The 19,078-nt window shown below is 70.2% G+C and carries 15 protein-coding genes and 1 riboswitch; of the genes, 10 read left to right on the top strand and 5 right to left on the bottom strand.

The genetic code is table 11. The annotated features are described in order from the left end of the window. Window positions 1–282 precede the first annotated feature (282 nt). The 5 genes from ACFVBH_RS31165 to ACFVBH_RS31145 all read left to right on the top strand — a co-directional run bounded on the left by ACFVBH_RS31165 (window position 283) and on the right by ACFVBH_RS31145 (window position 3,838). On the top strand, window positions 283–720 hold the full coding sequence (locus tag ACFVBH_RS31165; RefSeq protein ID WP_354989549.1) for a hypothetical protein: 438 nt from the start codon (window positions 283–285) through the stop codon (window positions 718–720). Between the two features lie 50 nt (window positions 721–770). Continuing rightward, window positions 771–886: riboswitch (SAM riboswitch) on the top strand. Window positions 887–901: 15 nt separating this feature from the next. Beyond that, window positions 902–1,324, top strand: a complete 423-nt coding sequence (locus ACFVBH_RS31160) for a rhodanese-like domain-containing protein (RefSeq protein WP_354989550.1) — start codon at window positions 902–904, stop codon at window positions 1,322–1,324. Then, window positions 1,321–2,535: an O-succinylhomoserine sulfhydrylase gene (locus ACFVBH_RS31155; RefSeq protein ID WP_379007123.1), complete on the top strand. Its 1,215-nt coding sequence runs from the start codon at window positions 1,321–1,323 to the stop codon at window positions 2,533–2,535. Before ACFVBH_RS31160 ends, ACFVBH_RS31155 begins: the two co-directional genes overlap by 4 nt. Window positions 2,536–2,702: 167 nt before the next feature. Next, window positions 2,703–3,344 carry a DJ-1/PfpI family protein gene (locus tag ACFVBH_RS31150; RefSeq protein WP_379007121.1) on the top strand — a complete coding sequence of 214 codons (642 nt, stop codon included), beginning with the start codon at window positions 2,703–2,705 and terminating at the stop codon, window positions 3,342–3,344. A 29-nt stretch (window positions 3,345–3,373) separates the two neighbouring features. Next, complete coding sequence (locus ACFVBH_RS31145) at window positions 3,374–3,838, top strand: MarR family winged helix-turn-helix transcriptional regulator (protein WP_379007119.1); 465 nt, start codon at window positions 3,374–3,376, stop codon at window positions 3,836–3,838. 21 nt (window positions 3,839–3,859) lie between these two features. Here the strand turns inward: ACFVBH_RS31145 and ACFVBH_RS31140 are convergent, their stop codons facing one another. Further along, window positions 3,860–4,660, bottom strand: coding sequence for an HAD-IIA family hydrolase (locus tag ACFVBH_RS31140; RefSeq protein ID WP_354989554.1), 801 nt, complete (start codon window positions 4,658–4,660; stop codon window positions 3,860–3,862). 344 nt (window positions 4,661–5,004) lie between these two features. On the opposite strand from ACFVBH_RS31140, the gene fgd reads away from it, so the two are divergent. From fgd to ACFVBH_RS31125, 3 genes are all read left to right on the top strand, one after another. Further along, window positions 5,005–6,012: a glucose-6-phosphate dehydrogenase (coenzyme-F420) gene (fgd, locus tag ACFVBH_RS31135; protein ID WP_354989555.1), complete on the top strand. Its 1,008-nt coding sequence runs from the start codon at window positions 5,005–5,007 to the stop codon at window positions 6,010–6,012. A gap of 91 nt (window positions 6,013–6,103) precedes the next feature. Further along, complete coding sequence (gene pta / locus ACFVBH_RS31130; RefSeq protein WP_354989556.1) at window positions 6,104–8,188, top strand: phosphate acetyltransferase; 2,085 nt, start codon at window positions 6,104–6,106, stop codon at window positions 8,186–8,188. A 96-nt stretch (window positions 8,189–8,284) separates the two neighbouring features. Then, window positions 8,285–9,481 carry an acetate kinase gene (locus tag ACFVBH_RS31125; RefSeq protein WP_354989557.1) on the top strand — a complete coding sequence of 399 codons (1,197 nt, stop codon included), beginning with the start codon at window positions 8,285–8,287 and terminating at the stop codon, window positions 9,479–9,481. 237 nt (window positions 9,482–9,718) lie between these two features. Here ACFVBH_RS31125 and ACFVBH_RS31120 read toward each other — a convergent pair whose 3' ends face one another. From ACFVBH_RS31120 to ACFVBH_RS31110, 3 genes are all read right to left on the bottom strand, one after another. Continuing rightward, window positions 9,719–12,340, bottom strand: coding sequence for a tetratricopeptide repeat protein (locus ACFVBH_RS31120; RefSeq protein ID WP_379007115.1), 2,622 nt, complete (start codon window positions 12,338–12,340; stop codon window positions 9,719–9,721). Between the two features lie 416 nt (window positions 12,341–12,756). Then, window positions 12,757–13,716, bottom strand: coding sequence for a glutamate ABC transporter substrate-binding protein (locus ACFVBH_RS31115; protein ID WP_379007819.1), 960 nt, complete (start codon window positions 13,714–13,716; stop codon window positions 12,757–12,759). 113 nt (window positions 13,717–13,829) lie between these two features. Beyond that, window positions 13,830–15,161 (bottom strand): hypothetical protein, encoded by a 1,332-nt coding sequence (locus tag ACFVBH_RS31110; RefSeq protein WP_379007113.1) that lies wholly within the window; start codon window positions 15,159–15,161, stop codon window positions 13,830–13,832. A gap of 133 nt (window positions 15,162–15,294) precedes the next feature. Between ACFVBH_RS31110 and ACFVBH_RS31105 the strand changes: the two genes are divergently transcribed. Then, a complete protein-coding gene (locus ACFVBH_RS31105; protein WP_379007111.1) occupies window positions 15,295–15,993 on the top strand; it encodes an NUDIX domain-containing protein in 699 nt (232 codons plus the stop codon). 4 nt (window positions 15,994–15,997) lie between these two features. Then, a complete protein-coding gene (locus tag ACFVBH_RS31100) occupies window positions 15,998–18,175 on the top strand; it encodes a molybdopterin-dependent oxidoreductase (protein WP_379007107.1) in 2,178 nt (725 codons plus the stop codon). 102 nt (window positions 18,176–18,277) lie between these two features. Here ACFVBH_RS31100 and thiE read toward each other — a convergent pair whose 3' ends face one another. Continuing rightward, the gene (gene thiE, locus ACFVBH_RS31095; RefSeq protein ID WP_354989561.1) at window positions 18,278–18,982 is read right to left on the bottom strand and encodes a thiamine phosphate synthase; all 705 of its coding nucleotides are present in this window, start codon (window positions 18,980–18,982) and stop codon (window positions 18,278–18,280) included. Window positions 18,983–19,078: the final 96 nt, after the last annotated feature.

Below are 19,078 nucleotides of genomic sequence, written 5' to 3'. Positions count from 1 at the left end.
CGCACCCTTTGGTCGAAAACTATCTTGCCGTCAAGTCTCAGCCGTCGTTCTTAGCTTAGGCTAAGTTGACGCCCTGGCTTCGAGTGAACCACCCTACGGCCCCCGAAGCTGCAGCGTTGCTGCTCTGTACTGCCATTCCCGGCCTCGCGGGGGAATTGCGCCGATTCTATCGGTGGCGGCCGCCACTCCCCGCGCCGGTGCGGTGAACTGTGGGAATGCTCTCCCCGCGCGCGGGCCGGTGTCGCCGCCGGGACACCCGTCTCGACCAGGCATGATCAAGTCATGAGCGAGGACGAGGACCAGCCCGAACGCATCGATCAGCGCGAGTCCAGAACCATGCTGCCGTTCCTGATCGCCATCGGCATCACGGTTCTGGTGGTGATCGGCATCGTGGCGTCGGCGCTGCTGTCGCCGGCTGAGAAGAATGTCACAGACAAGGACCGGCTGGGCATCGCCGCCCGAAATTTCATCGAATCCCGCAGCGGCACCGACGTCCTCGATCCGTCGACCGCGTGCCCCGGCTTCGACGAACAGCGCTCCCCGATGCGTCCGGCGGAGGGCGAAAAGGCCGGAAAATCCACGATTGTGCGGGTGACCGACACCAATATCGAGGGTGAGCGCGCCACGGCCCAGGTGACCTGGCGCTCGGACGACCGCGATTCCACCTCGACCTGGACTTTCACCAAGAACGACGGCGCCTGGCTGGTGTGCAATTCCTGACCTGGATCATGGTTTGACAGTGAGGCCACATGTCGGTCAATCTCAACCCAGGTCATGAGTACCAGCGCCAAGCCCCGGCTGGCTGGTCGGCAACCCTCCTCCGCGGTGGGGTGCTCCGGGTGACGACCTGGCCGCGCATCGGGCAACGGTGCGGCAAGTGCGGATTCACAGGAGGTTCGAAGTGAGCTACGCGGGTGACATCACGCCGACGCAGGCGTGGGAACTGTTGCGCGACAACCCGGATGCGGTGCTGGTGGATGTGCGCACCGAAGCCGAATGGCGTTTCGTGGGCGTGCCCGACACCAGCGGCATCGGCCGCCCGACGGCGTTGATCGAATGGGTCGACACCAGCGGCGCGCGCAATGCCCGGTTCGTCGATCAGCTCCGCGAGGTGCTGGCCGATCGGGCCGCGGACTCGGACGCGCCGGTGATCTTCATCTGTCGTTCCGGGCAGCGCTCCATCGGGGCGGCCACCGCGGCGACCGCGCTCGGGCTGGCTCCTTCGTTCAATGTGCTCGAGGGTTTCGAGGGCGCGCTCGACGCGCAGGGACACCGCGGCGTCGAGGGCTGGCGCGCGGACGGACTTCCGTGGAGGCAGTCATGATCACCGGTGGCGCGTTCGACAAGCCGCTGCCCGAGGGCGTCGGCCCGGCCACGCTCAGTGTGCGCGGCGGTCTGCGGCGCTCGGGTTTCGAGGAGACCTCCGAGGCGCTGTACCTGTCCTCGGGCTTCGTCTACGAGAGCGCCGAGGCCGCCGAGGCGTCCTTCACCGGCGATATCGAGCACTTCGTGTACTCGCGCTACGGCAATCCCACGGTCGCCATGTTCGAGGACAGGCTGGCCCTGATCGACGGCGCCGAAGCGGCTTTCGCGACCGCCAGCGGCATGTCCGCGGTCTTCACCGCCCTGGCCGCGCTGCTGGGCAACGGTGACCGCCTGGTCGCCGCGCGCAGCCTGTTCGGCTCCTGCTTCGTGGTGGCCAACGAGATCCTGCCGCGCTGGGGCGTGGAGACCATCTTCGTCGACGGCGAGGATCTGGACCAGTGGACCGAGGCGCTCTCGGTGCCGACCCAGGCCGTGTTCTTCGAGACCCCGTCCAACCCGATGCAGTCCCTGGTGGACGTGCGCGCGGTGGTGGATCTGGCGCACGCCGCGGGCGCGAAGGTGGTGCTGGACAACGTGTTCGCGACCCCGCTGCTGCAGCGCGGGTTCGAGCTCGGCGCGGACGTGCTGGTCTACTCCGGCACCAAGCACATCGACGGTCAGGGCCGGGTGCTCGGCGGCGCGATCCTGGGCTCGCACGAGTACATCGACGGCCCGGTGAAAAACCTTATGCGCCATACGGGTCCGGCGCTGAGCCCGTTCAACGCCTGGACGCTGCTCAAGGGTCTGGAGACCATGCCGCTGCGGGTGCGCCAGTCCAACGACTCGGCGCTGCGCATCGCGGAGTTCCTGGAACAGCATCCGGCGGTGGCCTGGGTGAAGTACCCGTTCCTGAAGTCGCATCCGCAGTACGACCTGGCGCAGGCGCAGATGTCCGGCGGCGGAACGGTGGTGACCTTCGAGCTGAAGGCGGCGCCGGAGGCGGCCAAGAAGCGTGCGTTCGAGGTGCTGAACGGGCTGCGGATCATCGACATCTCGAACAACCTCGGCGATGCCAAGACGCTGATCACGCATCCGGCGACCACCACGCACCGGGCCATGGGCCCGGAGGGACGCGCGGCCATCGGTATCACCGATGGCGTGGTGCGCATCTCGATCGGCCTCGAGGACGTCGAGGATCTGATCGCGGATCTGGATCGCGCGCTGGGCTGATCCGCCGGCGAAAGCCTCGAGCCGATCCGCTCGAACAGTCGGGCCGAAGGGGCCGGATCCGTCAGGGTTCCGGCCCCTTCGCCGTTCCAGTGGGATGTTTCCGCAGGTTGCGGCGATTCACGCCTCGAGTATTGACAGCATCCTGTCAAACATGACAGGATACTGTCATGGCAAAGACAGTGCACCTGGCCGTTTACGACACCTTCGCCGATTGGGAGGTCGGGCACGCCACCGCGCATATCAACCGCACGCTGTGGCACCGCGAGCCCGGCGCCTGGCAGGTCCGCACCGTCGGGCTCACCGCCGATCCGGTGGTCTCGATGGGCGGGCTGCGCGTCACGCCCGACCTGACGCTGGCCGACCTGACCCCGGCGATGAGCGAGATGCTGATCCTGCCCGGTTCGGAGACCTGGGAGCGCGGCGATCTGGCCGCCTTCGGTCGCACGGCGCGCGAGTTCCTGGCGGCGGGGGTTCCGGTCGCGGCCATCTGCGGCGCGACCTGGGGCATGGCGGTCGAGGGGCTGCTCGACGAGCGCAAGCACACCAGCAACGCGGCGGAATACCTTGCCATGACCGAGTATTCGGGCGGCAAGGGCTTCGTCTACGAGCCCGCGGTCATCGACGCCGATCTCATCACCGCCAGCGGTATCACCCCGGTCGACTTCGCGCACGCCATCTTCGCGCGGCTCGACATCTTCGAACCGCACGTGCTCGACGCCTGGCATCGGCTCTACGGCCACAATGATCCGGCCGGCTTCTTCGCGCTGGCCGACTACGAACAGAGCCGCGCGGCGGCCGCCACCACCTAGGGGAGACCCTCCGCACGACGGGAACAGCAATGACGAGCCCCGAACAGGAACTGTTCAGTACGGCGGCCATCACCTCGTTCAAGCTCAACGGCCAATTCCTCGCCATCGCAGAGGAATTGGCCGGGCCGGCCGGGCTCACCGCCGCCTGGTGGCAGGTGCTGGGCGCGGTGCTGCGCGAGCCGCTGCCGGTGGCCGGCATCGCGCGGGCGATGGGTATCACGCGCCAGAGCGTGCAGCGCATAGCGGATCTGCTGGTGGACAAGGGTTTCGCCGAGTATCGGCCGAATCCGTTGCACCGGCGCGCCAAACTCGTGGCCGCCACCGATGCCGGTCGGGAGGCGGTGCGCCGGATTCACCCGCAGCACGCGGACATCTCGGCGCGACTGGGCGCGCGGCTGGGTCGCGAGCGCTTCGCCGAGATCGTCGACGCGCTCACCACGCTCTCCGCGGCGTTGGACGCTCTCGAAGCCGAGCAGCCCCGGCCGCCGAGCTAGGCGCCGCCCGGCGGCCGACCCTCAGGCGTCGAAGGGCGCCTTGGTCTTACCGATCAGATCGGCGACCGAGTGCAGGATCGCGGTGGGCCGGTAGGGGTACTGCTCCACCGTGGAGTGGGTGGAGATGCCCGTGGTCACCAGGATCGTGCGCAGTCCGGCTTCCAGCCCGGAGATGATGTCGGTGTCCATCCGGTCGCCGATCATGAGCGTGGACTGCGAGTGTGCGTCGATGCGGCGCAGCGCCGAGCGCATCATCAGCGGATTGGGTTTGCCCACGTAGTACGGCTCTTTGCCGGTGGCCCGGGTGATCAGCGCGGCGACCGACCCGGTGGCGGGCAGGATGCCCTCCCGCGAGGGGCCGGTGGCGTCGGGGTTGGTGGCGATGAAGCGCGCTCCCGCCGAGATCAGCCGGATGGCGGTGGTGATGGCCTCGAACGAGTACGTGCGGGTCTCGCCGAGCACCACGTAGTCCGGCTCGCTGTCGGTCAGCACGTAGCCGATCTCGTGCAGTGCGGTCGTGAGCCCGGATTCGCCCACGACATAGGCGGTTCCGTTGGGTCGCTGGTCGTTGAGGAAGGTCGCGGTCGCCAGCGCCGAGGTCCAGATGGACTCGATGGGGATCTCCAGGCCGGTGTGCCGGAGGCGGGCCTGCAGATCGCGGGCGGTGTAGATGGAGTTGTTGGTGAGCACCAGGAACGGAATCTCGTTGGCGCGCAACTCGGCCAGGAACTCGTCGGCGCCGGGCACCATGTGGTTCTCGTGCACCAGCACGCCGTCCATATCGGTGAGATAGGACAGGATCGGCTCTTCGGTGGAGGTCACGGACCCGAGTCTAATTTGCCCCCGCGTAGCTGCGCCCGTGCGCGGCCGGTTTTGTCTCGTTCTTCACTCTTGCCGCCGACCGTGCGATATTTCGGCAGCCCGCGGCGCGGGAGCGACGGCCGGACCTGTCGCCGACGGCGAATCGCCAGGTGCGGCAGCCGGAATACGGTCGCTGACCGCGCCGGTTGCAGCACTCGGGTGCGACCCCCGGCACACCGGGGCCCGGGGCGGAACTATCGTGCGAAGGTAAGCCGCCCGGCGCGACGACAACGTCGCGTCCCGGGCGGCCGGCAGCGGGAGGTTGGCCCGCACAACGAGCGCAACAAGGCGACAGGAGTGGCGCGGTGACAGACCTCAAACTCGGATACAAGGCGTCGGCGGAACAATTCGGCCCGCGGGAACTGGTGGAGATCGCGGTGGCGGCCGAGGAGCACGGCCTCGACAGCGCCACCGTCAGCGATCATTTCCAGCCTTGGCGGCACAACGGCGGGCACGCGCCCTTCTCCCTGGCCTGGATGGCCGCGGTGGGCGAGCGCACCAAGCGCATTCAGCTCGGCACCTCCGTGCTGACCCCGACCTTCCGCTACAACCCGGCGGTCATCGCGCAGGCGTTCGCGACCATGGGCTGCCTGTACCCCGAGCGAATCATGCTCGGGGTCGGCAGCGGCGAGGCGCTCAACGAGATCGCCACCGGGTACCAGGGCGAATGGCCGGAGTTCAAGGAGCGGTTCGCGCGCCTGCGCGAGTCGGTGGATCTCATGCGCGCGCTGTGGACGGGTGATCGCGTCGACTTCGACGGCGAGTACTACCGGACCGTCGGGGCGTCGATCTACGACGTGCCCAAGGGCGGCATCCCGGTCTACATCGCGGCGGGCGGCCCGCTGGTGGCCCGGTACGCGGGTCGCGCCGGCGACGGTTTCATCTGCACCTCGGGCAAGGGCATGGACCTGTACACCGAGAAGCTGATGCCCGCGGTGGCCGAGGGCGCGGCCAAGGCCGGGCGCACGGTCGAGGACATCGACCGGATGATCGAGATCAAGATCTCCTACGACACCGATCCCGCACTGGCGCTGGAGAATACGCGCTTCTGGGCCCCGCTCTCGCTGACCGCGGAGCAGAAGCACTCCATCACCGATCCCATCGAGATGGAGGCCGCTGCCGACGCGCTGCCGATCGAGCAGATCGCCAAGCGCTGGATCGTGGCCAGCGATCCGGACGAGGCCGTCGAGCTGATCAAGCCGTACCTGGACGCGGGCCTGAACCACCTGGTGTTCCACGCGCCGGGTCACGATCAGCGGCGATTCCTGGATCTGTTCCAGCGCGATCTGGCGCCGCGCCTGCGCGCGCTCTGATCGTTCGCGCGGCCGTTCGGGGCTGTGGCACGCGACACCTGCGTGCCATAGTCGCCCGAATCGGGACTTAACGGTCGGTAGGCTCTGGATCATGGCTGCTGCACCGGTCTCCAGTGTGTACATCGCGTCGCCCGAGGGCGACACCGGCAAGTCGACGGTGGCACTCGGCGTGCTGCAGGCGATGGCCGCCACCACACCCAGGGTCGGGGTGTTCCGGCCCATCACCCGCTCGGCCACCGAGCGCGACTACATCCTCGAACTGCTGCTCGAGCACTCCACCGCCGATGACGACTACGAGCAGTCCATCGGCGTCACCTACGAGCAGGTGCACGCCGACCCGGACGCGGCCATCAGCGAGATCGTCATGCGCTATCACGCCATGACCAAACAGTGCGATGCCGTGCTCATCCTGGGCAGCGACTACACCGACGTCGCCAGCCCCAGCGAACTGCGCTTCAACGCCCGCATCGCGGTGAACCTCGGCGCGCCCGTGCTGCTGGTCGTGCGCGGGCTGGGCCGCACCCCGGCCGAACTGGCCCAGCTGGTCGAGCTGTGCCGCACCGAACTCGTTTCCGAGCACGCCAAATTGGTGGCCGTGGTGGCCAATCGCTGTGCGCCCGAGCAACTCGAGGCCGACACCGAGGCGCTGCGCAAGGCGTGCGCCGTGCCGTCCTGGACCCTGCCGGAGGTGCCGCTGCTGCAGGCCCCCACCATGGAGGAGCTGTGCGCGGCCATCGGCGGCGAGATCTACAGCGGCGACCCGGAACTGCTGCACCGCGAAGCCCTGGACGTGATCATCGGCGGCATGACCATCGAGCACATTCTGGAGCGGCTCAGCGAAGGCGTCGCGGTCATCACCCCCGGCGACCGTTCGGACGTGCTGCTGGCGATGGTGAACGCCCATGAGGCGGAAGGTTTCCCGTCGCTGGCGGGAATCATCATGAACGGCGGCATGAAGCCGCCGGAGTCGGTGGCCCGGCTGATGCGCGGCCTCAAGCCCAGACTGCCGATCCTGGCCACCGATCTGGGCACCTTCGAGACCGCCAAGGCCGCGGTGCACACCCGCGGGCGGGTCTCGCTGTCCAGCATCCGCAAGGTGGACACCGCGCTGGCGCTCATGGAGGAGCGGGTCGACGGCCGGGAACTGCTGCGGCAGATCGAGATTCCCATCCCGAACATCGTCACCCCGCAGATGTTCGAGTACCAGCTCATCGAGCGCGCGCGCAACGACCGCAAGCGCATCGTGCTGCCCGAGGGCGACGACGATCGCATCCTGCGGGCCGCCGGGCGGGTGCTGCAGCGCAAGATCGCCGATCTCACCATCCTGGGTGACGAGGCCGCCGTGCGCGGCCGGGCCGCGGAACTCGGCGTGGACATCGAGGCCGCCGAGGTGCTGGATCCGCGTACCTGCCCGCTGCGCGACGAGTTCGCCGAGGAATACGCGCGCCTGCGCGCCCACAAGGGCATGACGGTCGACCGCGCCCGCGAAACCATGGGCGACATCTCGTATTTCGGCACCATGATGGTGCACATGGGGGTCGCCGACGGCATGGTGTCCGGCGCGGCGCACACCACCGCGCACACCATCCGCCCCTCCTTCGAGATCATCAAGACCACGCCCGGCGTCTCCACGGTGTCGAGCGTGTTCCTGATGTGCCTGGCCGACCGGGTGCTGGCCTACGGCGACTGCGCCGTCGTGCCGGATCCGACCGCCGATCAGCTGGCCGACATCGCCATCTCCTCCGCGCGCACCGCCGCCCAGTTCGGCATCGATCCGCGGATCGCGATGCTGTCCTACTCGACCGGCGAATCCGGTTCGGGCGCCGATGTGGAGAAGGTGCGCGAGGGCACCAAGCTCGTGCAGCAGCGGGCCCCGGAACTGCTGGTGGAGGGCCCGATTCAGTACGACGCCGCGATCGAGCCGACCGTGGCGCGCACCAAGCTGCCCGATTCCGCGGTGGCCGGGCAGGCCACGGTCTTCATCTTCCCGGACCTCAACACCGGCAACAACACGTACAAGGCCGTGCAGCGCAGCGCGGGCGCGGTGGCGATCGGGCCGGTGCTGCAGGGTCTGCGCAAGCCGGTCAACGACCTCTCGCGCGGCGCGCTGGTCGCCGACATCGTCAATACCGTTGCGATCACCGCCATTCAGGCGCAGCAGGAATCCGCGTCGTAGGACCCGGCGGATAGCGCGGAAGAAACTCACGCGGGGAACGGTTGTGCGGGAAATACGGGAAACAGTTGTGCGGGAGCCGGTCGAGAGGGAGTCGCTGTGAAGGTTCTGGTGATCAATTCCGGGTCCTCGTCCATCAAGTACCAACTGCTGGACGCGGCTTCGGCCGAGGTGATCGCCTCCGGCATGGTGCAGCGGATCGGTGAGCCGGTGGCCGAGGGGTCGCCGACGATCGAACACCGCAGCGACGGCCGGACTTTCGAGCACGACGGCGAAGTCCCGGATCACGCCGCCGGGCTGCGCCTGGTCTTCGGCCTGTTCGCCGAGAGCGGGCATGATCTGGCCGACGAGGGGCTGGGCGCGGTCGGGCACCGCGTGGTGCACGGCGGCGAGGTCTTCTACGAGCCGACGCTCGTCACGGACGACGTCGTCGCGGCCATCACCGAACTGTCCGCCCTTGCCCCGCTGCACAATCCGGCCAACGTGGTCGGCATCGAGAGCGCCCGCGCCCTGCTGCCCGACGTCCCGCAGGTCGCGGTGTTCGACACGGCCTTCTTCCACGGTCTGCCCCCGGCCGCCAAGACCTACGCCATCGACGCGAAGGTCGCCGCCGCGCACGGGGTGCGGCGCTACGGTTTCCACGGCACCTCGCACGAATACGTCTCCGGGCGGGTCGCCGAGTTCCTGGGCCGGGAGCCCGGCGAGCTGAATCAGATTGTGCTGCACCTGGGTAACGGGGCCTCGGCCTCGGCGATCCGGGGCGGCCGGGCCGTGGACACCACCATGGGCCTGACCCCGCTGGAGGGTCTGGTCATGGGCACCCGCTCGGGTGATCTGGACCCCGGCATCATCTTTCACCTGATCCGCACCGCGGGCATGGACGTGGACGACGTGGACGCGCTGCTGAATCGGCAGTCCGGGCTCAAGGGACTGTCCGGCGTCAACGACTTCCGGGAGCTGGGCGGCCTCATCGAATCCGGGGACGCCGCAGCGCGACTCGCGTTCGAGGTCTACATCCACCGGCTGCGCCGTTACATCGGCGCCTACCTGGTCGAGCTGGGCCGGGTGGACGCCATCACCTTCACCGCCGGGGTGGGGGAGAACGCCCCCGCGGTGCGCGCCGCCGCGCTGGCCGGTCTGGAGCGGTTCGGCATCGCGGTCGACCCCGAGCGCAACGCGGCGAAAGACCGCTCGGCCCGCTACATCTCGCCCGCGGGCGCGGAGACGGCCGTGCTCGTGGTGCCGACCAACGAAGAACTCGCCATCGCCCGGGCGGCCGCCGACCTGGTCGGATGAGTGTGGTGAACCCCCTTCACCAATTGCTCGCAATCGCTCTGGCACAGTAGGTCCCGGGCCGGCGTCAGCCGGTCCCCCGGATTCCGTGTAGCACCCCCGCGGCAGGGACCCGCCCTCGTCGGTCCCGCCGGACCCCGGCTGCCCCCGGGGTCCACCGCGGTGCGCCGTACGGGTATCCGGTCAACGAGCCGGTAATGGCGCGGGCAGGCGAACAGTGCCCGCGCCATTACCTGTTCGTCAGAACCAGGACTTCGCGCGCACCGCGTTGGCCAGATCCACCAGCGCGTAGCGGTGGCCGCGGCCGGGCGCCGACCGAGCCAGTCCGCGCAGGCCGATCTCGATGCCGCGCCGCAGTTCTCGTTCGCCGAACGGCGCGCCCAGCAGGGTGGCGTCCGCGGTGCGCGGCGTGCGGCCCGCCTGCAACCAGCCCAGCGCCGTGCCGAGCACGATGACGCGCAACTGCGCGGTGCGGCTCTCGCCCGTCGGCAGCGCTTTGACCCGGGCGGCGGCCACGTGCAGGGTGGACTCCTCGAGGTCGGCGACCGGCGCGCTGGTCAGCAGCATGTGCACGGCCGTCATGCGGGCCTCGAAGTAGTGCCGGGAGGCCGGGGGCACCTCGTCCAGGGCGCGCACCGCGCCGGCGACGTCATCGGCGGCGGCCAGTTGCCGCGCCAGGCCGAACGCCGCGCTGACCACCCCGCGATCGGTCCGCCAGACGGTGGCGTAGTAGTTCTCCGCGTAGGCCCGCCATTCCTCGGGATCGGGGGAATCCCAGTGCTGGAGAACGAGTTCCGCGGTGGCGGCGAGCGCGAGTTTGGGCGCGATCTCACCGGGCAGGGCCTGCAGGACGGCGTCGAAGTGCTCGAAGGCGCGTTCGTACTCCTGTTCCAGCAGTTCGGTCATGCCCAGGTACCAGTCCACCCGCCAGTCGCCGGGCTCCTGCGTTTCGGCCCCGAGCCGGTCCACCAGTACCCGGGCGGCCGCGGGTTCGTCCAGGTCGAGGTGGGCCCGGGCTTCGGCGAGGGTGACCTCCAGGTCGAAAGTGGCGGGCGCGCCGCCGGGTTCGGCCGCCGTGCGCTGGCGGGCGTGGCGGAGTTCGTCCAGGGCGTGCCGGGGTTCGGGGTGCGCCGCACCGGCCAGCAGCGGCGCGGACGGGTCGGCCGGATCGATGATCGGGACGGGCAGCGCGGCCATCACCTCGCGCGGGCGCAGCAGGGTGTCGCGGTGGACGCCGTCGATGATGCCGTCGGTCTGGGCGATGACCTCAGCGGTGCCGAAGCTGGTACGCGGGGGGCTGAACAGCGTGGACAGCTGCGGGTGTTCGTTCCCGGTCTCCAGCGCCAGGATCTCGCGCAGCACGCCCATGAGCTGACTGCTCAGCAGCCGCGCGGTGCCGAAGCGCCGATCCGGGTCGGGATCGGTGGCGCGCAGCAGCAGCCGGTGGAAGAACTCGTGCCGGGCGAGCACCGGCTGGGACTCGGGCTCGGGGATGCCCTCGACGTAGGCGCCCTTCTCCATGGGCAGATCGAGGGTCAGCACCGCCAGGGTGCGGCCGACGGTGTAGATGTCCGAGGCCACGGTCGGTCCGGTGCGGGCGATCTCCGGCGCTTGGAAACCCCTGGTGCCGTACAGGTTTCCGTACGCCTCGAACTGCGCGACCGCGCCCAGGTCGATGAGTTCCACCCGGTCGCTGGTGATCATGACGTTGTCCGGTTTGAGGTCGTTGTAGGCCAGGCCCACCGAATGCAGGTAGTCCAGGGCCGGCAGGACTTCCAGCACGTAGGCGATGGCCTCGGCGATCGGCATGCGCTGCGGGCGCCTGTACTGGTCGAGCAGATCGCGCAGCGAATGCCCGCCGACGTATTCCATGACGATGTAGCCGACGGGGGAGCCGTCCGGTCCGGGGTGCTCCACGAAGTTGTGGATCTTGACGATGCTGGGGTGCGCCACCTCGGCCAGGAACTGCCGTTCGGCCAGCGCCACCGCCTGCGCCTCGGCGTCGCCCGAGTGCAGCAGGCCCTTGAGCACCACCCACCGGTCGCTCACATTGCGGTCGATGGCCAGGTAGATCCAGCCCAGCCCGCCGTGCGCGATACAGCCCTGGATCTCGTACTGCCCGGCCACCCGATCGCCCGGGTACAGCGACGGCCGGAAATCGTAAGCGGCGCCGCAGGTGTCACAGGTGCCCGCGGTCTTCGCCGGCTGCCCGGCCATCGCCCGGCCCACGGGTTTCCCGCAGCGCCAGCAGAATCGGCGACCCTGCGACACGACCGGATCGGCCAGCACCGCCTGCTCGGGCTCGACCGGCTCCACCGCCGGGATGGGCACCAGCCCCGCCCCCAGCCGCCGCACCAGCGGCCGCGGCCGCGCCAGCCGCGCGGTGCGCTGCGACGGCCGGGTAGGTGTCCGCGCCTCCCCCTCGGACCGCCCCCCGCTGTCCGGAGCCGTTCCCCGCCCGGTGTTCTCGCCGCCCCCGGAGTCCGCGCTCTCGCCCTCGGCGGGCCACCGGAATCCCGGCAGCCCGCCCCCGGGCGGAGCGTTCTCGGCGGCGGGGCCGGATACGTTCAGGTCCGGAAGCTCCGCCGCGCGCGTGGTGGCCCGGGTCGCCGGTCCACCGGCTGCGGGAGCGGCGTCGCCTGCCGCGGCCGCCCCACCCCGGTTCGGTACTGCCGCCTCGGTTTCGCCGTCCGTGAGTCGCTGTGCGGCCCCGGTGGCAGGACCGGCTGCGTCCCCGTCCGGCAGCTCGGCCCCGCGCGAGGTGGCCTGTGTTGCCGGGCCACCGGAGGCCGATGCGGAATCGTCCCGCGCGGTCACGTCTTGCTGGTTCGGCGGTGACACTGCCTCGGCTTCGTCGTCCATGGATCGCTGTGTCGCCCGGGTGGCCGGGCCAGGTGCGTACTGCTCCTGCCGTTTCGCTGTGCCCGGGGTCGTCTCTCCCGCTGTGCCGCCGGAGGTTGGGGCGGAATCGTCTGGTGCAGGGGCGGTTTCGTGGTTGGGCGGTGATACCGCGTCGGGTTCGCTGTTCGAGGATCGTTGGGTTGCCCGCGTGGCCGGGGGCGGTGCGTCCTGCCCGGGGCGTTGCGTTGTGCGCGGGGTCGCCTGTATCGCCGGCCCGGCGGAGGCGGGATCGGACACCGGCGTGCCACCCGTGTCCGGCGCTTCGTTCGTGCGCTCGGTGAATTGGGTTGCGGGACCGGGGTCCTCGGAGCGGCTGGTTGCGGGGGCGGCCGCGGTCTCGTGCTCGGCGGGGTCGGGGGTGTGGGGTTCGGTGCCGTTCATGCGTTGTCCCGGTAGCGGGGTGGCGGGGGGACCGCGGCGTCGCCGAGGGGGGCTGCCAGCCAGCGTTCGTAGACGCGGGTCCAGGTGCCGTCGGAGCGAATGCGTTCCAGGGTCGCGTTGACGTGGCGGACCAGATCGTCCGCGCCCTTGGGCATGCCGATGCCGTACTGCTCGGTGCTCAGGTCGGGGCCGACTACGTGGGTGATCGGATCCTGGACCGCGAGCCCGGCCAGGAGCGTGTCGTCGGTGCTGATGGCGTCCACCTGGCGCTGCTGCAGCACGACCAGGCAGTCCGCCCAGCTGGGTACGGTCAGGATCGAGGCGGCGGGCTGTTCGCGCCGGATGCGGTCCAGCGACGTGGTGCCGCGCACGACGCACACCCGCTTGCCCGCCAGATCGCCGAGGCCGGAGATGCCGGAGGTCTTGGCGGTGAGCACGCGCTGGTGCGCCTGCAGGTACGAGGTGGAGAACGACACGTGCTCGGCGCGGTCGCAGGTGATGGTCATGGTCTTGACCACGACGTCGACGGTGCGCTCCTGCAGCGCGCGTTCGCGGTCGGCCGAGCCGAGGATGCGGTACTCGATGAGCTCGGGATCACCGAGCAGATCGCGGGCCAGTTCCCGGGCGATGTCGACGTCGAAGCCGTCCAGCGCGCCGGTCGTCGGATCGCGGAAGCTGAACAGATTGCTGCCCGGATCGAGCCCGACCAGCAGCCGGCCGCGGGCCCGGATGGCGCTGACGTTGGCGCCGTCCTTGGCGAAGGACGGGCGCAGGCTCGCGGTCGGGTCGGCGCAGGTCTCGTTCACCGGCGGCAGCGCCGAATGCGTCTGCGCGGCAATGGCGCCCGAGGGCAGCGGCGGCTCCACGTAGCTGGGCACGCGGGTGCTCTGCGGCGGGGGAGCGGAGTCCGATCCGCACCCGGCGACGAGCGTCACCGCGGCCGCCGCGGCCACCATGGTCGCCACCGTCCGCGGCTTGGGGGCGGCGGGAGGTCCGGCGAGCACGGCCGGGCGGGTGTCCGTGTCCGGCCCCGAGCCGGGAATCTCGTTCCGGCGTAGTCGTCTTCGGCTCATCGGTACTCCCGTAGTCGCGGCCACAGACCCGCCGCCACGAAGACGGCGGCAGCGGTGCTCAGCACCAGCGCGCCGGGTCCGAGCAGGTCCAGGGCACGGGCTGCCTGGGAGGTGTTGTCCCGCAGCGTGTCCCGGGCATCACCGATTCCGTCGGCCAGGGCCCGGTCCAGCGCGTCCACCTGGGCCGCCGCGTCGTTCGTGCCCGGTCCGGTGGCCACCGCGCCCGCCCCGATGAAATCGCCCTTGGACAGGGCCTCGTTCATGCGCTGGTGTGCGGCGCGCCAGCGACCCAGGGCGTCGTTCGCGGTCCGCACCTGCGCCGCGCCGGGCCGGTCGTCGGCGTAGCCGGACAGAATCGAGCTCAACCGGGTGATGGCGGCGTCGTAGGTGCGGTCGTATTCGGTGCCCGCGTCGCGCCGCACCAGTTTCAGGGTCTCGGCGGTGCGCGCCTGCTGGGCCAGGATGCGGCTCTGGGTGAGCGCCGCGGTCGGCACACTGCCGTCGTCGCGCGAATGCGTGGTCGCCACCGCGGAGAACACGCCCGCGACGACCGTCCAGGACAGCAGCGCCACCATGGTCGTCGTGGCCAGCAGCAATCCGGGGTTGAGCACCCGGCGCCAGTGCCGGAACAGGAACCACTGCGCGGCCAGCAGGGCGGCGACCACCAGCAGCGGCAGCACGATGGCCGGCCAGGGCGGGCGCACGTGACTGCGCTGGGTGGAGGTGATGGCGGCGGCGCGATGCGCCTGCAGTTCGGCGGCCATCGGCAGCAGCGTCGCCTGCATGAGATTGGACGCCTCGCTCAGGTACGCCGCGCCGACGGGGAGCTCACTGCGATTGTTGGCGCGCGCGGTCTCGACGAGCCCGCTGTACACCGGCAGCCCGGTCGCGATCCCGGTGCGCAGGTACGAATCCGCGTCGTCCCCACTGCGATTGGACTGCGTCACTAATTCCGCGGCCGCCTCGCCCAGGGCCTGGTTGTAGCGGTCGCGCACCGGTTTGGGTTCGAGCCCGCCGGAGATGAAGGCGGTGCCGGCCGAGGCGTCGGCGACCGAGAGCGAGGTGTAGAGCCGCTGCGCGGAATTCGCGTCTATTTCGGATTCGTCGAGCAGCACGTCCAGTGCGTGTTGCCGGTCGGTCACCGCGGTCGCGGTGACCGCGCCCGCCGTCACGCACAAACCGAGCAGCAGCAACCCGACGGCGAGCAGTTTGGCGGGCGAGGACCGGACGAAGAACCGCAACTCGGTGGCGGCGAATCGTTTCCGGACGGCGGCGGCCGCGGCGCGCGGGGACAGCTCGTCCAGCCGTAGCTGCTCGGTGCGAGCCATGCTCACCTCCCACTGACCGAATTCGTACGAACGACTACTTGCTGTCGGATGAGCTTATTGTGGATGTACCCGTGCCGTGACGCGGGAAGACCCGGCGGCGTGCGCGACGGGGACCGACGATGGGATTTGACGTATGCGTGGTGACGGCGACGGTTGGTCGAAGAGCCCCGATGGCACCCGCCACTGGGGTCGTTTCGGCGCCGCTGGACTGTTGCTGCGCGCCCCGCTCGCCGACGGCGGATCGGCGGTGCTGTTGCAGCATCGCGCGGCGTGGAGTCATCAGGGCGGCACCTGGGCGCTGCCCGGCGGAGCTCGGGACAGTCACGAGACCAGTGTGCACGCCGCGGTCCGTGAGGCCGAGGAGGAAGCGGGCATCACCGCGGGCGCGATCCGGGTGCGCGGGTCCCGGGTGACCTCGACCGCCCCCAGCGGCTGGACCTATACGACGGTCGTCGCCGACAGCGCGCAGCGATTGAAGCTGCGCGGCAATATCGAGAGTCGCGAACTGGCGTGGATCCCGGAGGACCAGGTCGAGGCGCGCCTGCTGCACCCGGGGTTCGCGGCCGCGTGGCCGGCGCTGCGGGCGATCCCGACCCAGGTGAGCCTGGACGGGGTGGACGATCCCGGCGCGGTGGCCGCGGCCCTGCCCCGGACCCTGGACCTGGCCGACGGCGGTTTCCTGTGGTTGCTGCCCGGCGGCAACGGGCGCGGTGGCGACGGTGCGGCGCGCACCGCCCGGATCGGGGCCGCCGAGCCCGCGTCCGGCGCGGCGGCCGCCGCCGATCTGGCCGGAAATGTGTTGTTCCTCACTCTCGCGCAGGTGTTGTCTTGAGGGCGTGAGCACGCGCGAGGTTCCCACCTACTGCCGGATCTGCGAGCCGCTCTGCGGCCTGATCGCCACCGTCGAGGACGGAAAGCTGGTGCGGCTGCGCGCGGACAAGGAGCACCCGCTCTCGCGTGGCAACGCCTGTCCCAAGGGGATCGCGTTCACCGAGGTGCAGAACGATCCGGATCGGGTGCGATATCCCCTGCGCCGCACCGAGAACGGCTTCGAACGGGTGAGCTGGGACGCGGCCCTGGAGGACATCGGCGGTCGGCTGCGCGCCGTCATCGGCGAGCACGGGCGCGAAAGCCTCGGTTGGTATTTCGGCAATCCGTCCTCGTTCTCCTACTCGCATACGCTGTGGCTGGTCGGTTTTCAGCTGGCCGCCGGGCTGCGGCACGTGTATTCGGCGGGCTCCCAGGACATCAACAACCGCTTCGTCGCGAGCCATCTGCTCTACGGCTCGCTCACCACGGTGCCGGTGCCGGATCTGGATCGCACCGACTTCCTGCTCATGCTCGGCGCGAATCCGCTCGTCTCGCACGGCTCCGCCATGAGCGCTCCGCGCATCCGGGACCGGCTCACCGCCATCACCAAACGCGGTGGGCGCGTGGTGGTCGTGGATCCGCGCCGGACCGAGACCGCCCGGCTCTTCGAACACGTCGGGGTGCGCCCGGACAGCGATGCCTGGCTGCTGGCGGCCCTGCTGCAGGTCATCTTCGCGGAGGGCCTGGCGGACGAGCGCGCGCTGCGGAAACAGGCCGCCCAGGTCGCCGAACTGCGGGACGCGGTGGCCCGCTTCACTCCCGAATCGACCGCCGCGATCACCGGCCTGGACCCGGATCGGGTGCGGACGCTGGCCCGGGACCTGGCCGGGGCCACCACCGCCGCCGTCTACGGGCGCACCGGCACCTGCCTGGGACGGCACGCGACCCTGGTGGCCTTCCTCATCGACGCGCTGGCGCTGGTCACCGGCAATCTCGACGTGCCGGGCGGTTCGGTGTTCGGCCGCGAGCTGGTGGCGGTGTCCGAGCTCAACGCCCGGCTCGGCCTGATCAGATACGGAAAATCGAGGTCGCGGATCGGCGATTTCCCGGATGTGCTCGGCACCTTCCCCGCCGCCATCATGGCCAAGGAGATCACCACACCGGGGCCGGGGCAGCTGCGGGCGCTGTTCACCTCCGCGGGCAATCCGGTGTCCTCGCTGCCCAACGGCCGCGAATTGGCCGACGCCCTACCGCATCTCGACCTCTTCGTATCGATCGACCTGTACGTCAACGAGACCAATCGCACCGCCGATTACATCCTGCCCGCGACGACCTTCCTGGAACGCGACGACATTCCGCTGCCCTTCACCGCGCTCGCGCCGACGCCGTACACGCAGTACACCGAGCGGGTGCTGGAACCGGACGGCGAGGCCCGCGAGGAATGGCGCATCATCGACGACATAGCCACCCGAATCGGGGTGCAGCCCTTCGTCATCGGGCCCGAGGCCACCGGCCGCCTGTGGAGCGCGCTGCGGCGTCGGCTACCGGGCGGCGGTTCTGCCCGCCCGACGCCGCGGCTGCTGGTGGATCTGGCCCTGCGCGTCGGGCCCTACGGTGATCGATTCGGCCTGCGCCGCAACGGGTTGAGCCTGAAGATGCTGCGCCGTCATCCGCACGGGGTGGTGCTGGCCGATCACATCACCACCGGCGTGCTCGGGCACGTGGTCCGGCACCGGGATCGGCGAGTGCATCTCGCGCCGCCGGAGATTCGCGCCGAGCTGAGCGAGCTCACCCCGGAGCCGGTCGATCCGGCCTTTCCGCTGCGCGTGATCGGCCTGCGCGAGATCAAGTCGCACAACTCCTGGATGCACAACGTGGAACCGCTCATGCGCGGTGATCGCGAGCACGCGGCCCGGGTGAACCCCAAAGACGCGGCGGTGGCCGGGATTTCCGACGGCGACCGCTGCCGGGTCACCTCGCCGCACGGCTCGATCGAGCTCGTCGCCCGCTGTACCGAGGACATGACCGAGGGCACGGTGGCCATCCCGCACGGCTGGGGTCACCGCGGAGGCTGGCAGCGGGCAAATGCCGCGGGCGGCGCGAACGTGAACGACCTGATGTCCAGCGCCCTCCCGGATGTCGAACGCCTGGCCGGGATGTCGCACCTGAACGGCGTCCCGATCCGCCTGGACCCGGTGCCCTGACCGGCGATCGCCCGGAGCGCTGTCGAGTGCACTGACGCGACGGGAGCGGTCGTTGGCGCCCGTTGTCAGCTCGGAGTCGTGTGCGGTCCTGGTCTCGGGCGCTCAGTAGCCGGTGTTGTCCAGGACGCGCTGCTTCAGGGCGCGGGCGGCGGCCTCGGGGTCGCGGGCGTGAGTGATCGCGCGTACCACCACTATTCGGGTCGCACCGGCGTTCAGGACCTCGGGCAGGCGTTCGTCGTCGATGCCGCCGATGGCGAACCACGGGCGTCTCGTGTGGGAATCGGCCGTGGAGCGCACCAGATCGATGCCGGCGGCCTGGCGGCCGGGTTTGGTCGGGGTGGCGAAGACCGGGCCGGTGCAGAAGTAGTCGATGTGCTCGTCGATCGCGGCCAGTCCGGCCTGCGCGCGATTGTGCGTGGAGCGGCCGATGACCACGTCCGGGCCCAGGATGCGGCGGGCGTACCAGGGCGGTAGGTCGCCCTGGCCCAGGTGCAGGACGTCGGCGCCCGCGGCAAGGGCGATGTCGGCGCGGTCGTTGACGGCGACCAGCGCCCCGTGTCTGCGGGCGGCGGCCTTCAGTTCGGCCAGGGCCCCGAGTTCGGCCTTGGCCTCGAGCGAGCCGAACTGCTGCTCGCCCGGCGAACCCTTGTCCCGGAGCTGAATGATGTCGACGCCGCCTGCGAGCGCGGCTTCGGCGAAGGCGGCCAGGTCACCGTGCTCCCGACGGGCGTCGGTGCACAGGTACAGCCGGGCCGCGGCCAGGCGTTCCCGCGGCGATGCGGGCCTGTTCGGGTGGGAGGGTTGCACGGGCTCGACGCTAGTCGCGATACCTTGGTGGGGCGAAACGAAACGCAGCCGCGTCTGATGCGTGATGCGGTCGTTCGAAGAACGCGACCTGAGCGC

This window comes from Nocardia sp. NPDC057668, assembly GCF_042799795.1.
In the GTDB taxonomy this organism is placed as follows: domain Bacteria; phylum Actinomycetota; class Actinomycetes; order Mycobacteriales; family Mycobacteriaceae; genus Nocardia.
Note: the sequence above shows the minus strand (reverse complement) of the source record. Positions and strands in the feature narration are given on the sequence as shown.

What these genes read in the sequence shown, in the direction of transcription:
- ACFVBH_RS31165 (WP_354989549.1), top strand. Translation starts at nt 283, where the DNA reads ATGAGCGAGGACGAGGACCAGCCCGAACGCATCGATCAGCGCGAGTCC.
- ACFVBH_RS31155 (WP_379007123.1), top strand. Translation starts at nt 1,321, where the DNA reads ATGATCACCGGTGGCGCGTTCGACAAGCCGCTGCCCGAGGGCGTCGGC.
- ACFVBH_RS31150 (WP_379007121.1), top strand. Translation starts at nt 2,703, where the DNA reads ATGGCAAAGACAGTGCACCTGGCCGTTTACGACACCTTCGCCGATTGG.
- ACFVBH_RS31145 (WP_379007119.1), top strand. Translation starts at nt 3,374, where the DNA reads ATGACGAGCCCCGAACAGGAACTGTTCAGTACGGCGGCCATCACCTCG.
- pta (WP_354989556.1), top strand. Translation starts at nt 6,104, where the DNA reads ATGGCTGCTGCACCGGTCTCCAGTGTGTACATCGCGTCGCCCGAGGGC.
- ACFVBH_RS31120 (WP_379007115.1), bottom strand. Translation starts at nt 12,340, where the DNA reads ATGGACGACGAAGCCGAGGCAGTGTCACCGCCGAACCAGCAAGACGTG.
- ACFVBH_RS31115 (WP_379007819.1), bottom strand. Translation starts at nt 13,716, where the DNA reads ATGGTGGCCGCGGCGGCCGCGGTGACGCTCGTCGCCGGGTGCGGATCG.
- ACFVBH_RS31110 (WP_379007113.1), bottom strand. Translation starts at nt 15,161, where the DNA reads ATGGCTCGCACCGAGCAGCTACGGCTGGACGAGCTGTCCCCGCGCGCC.
- ACFVBH_RS31105 (WP_379007111.1), top strand. Translation starts at nt 15,295, where the DNA reads ATGCGTGGTGACGGCGACGGTTGGTCGAAGAGCCCCGATGGCACCCGC.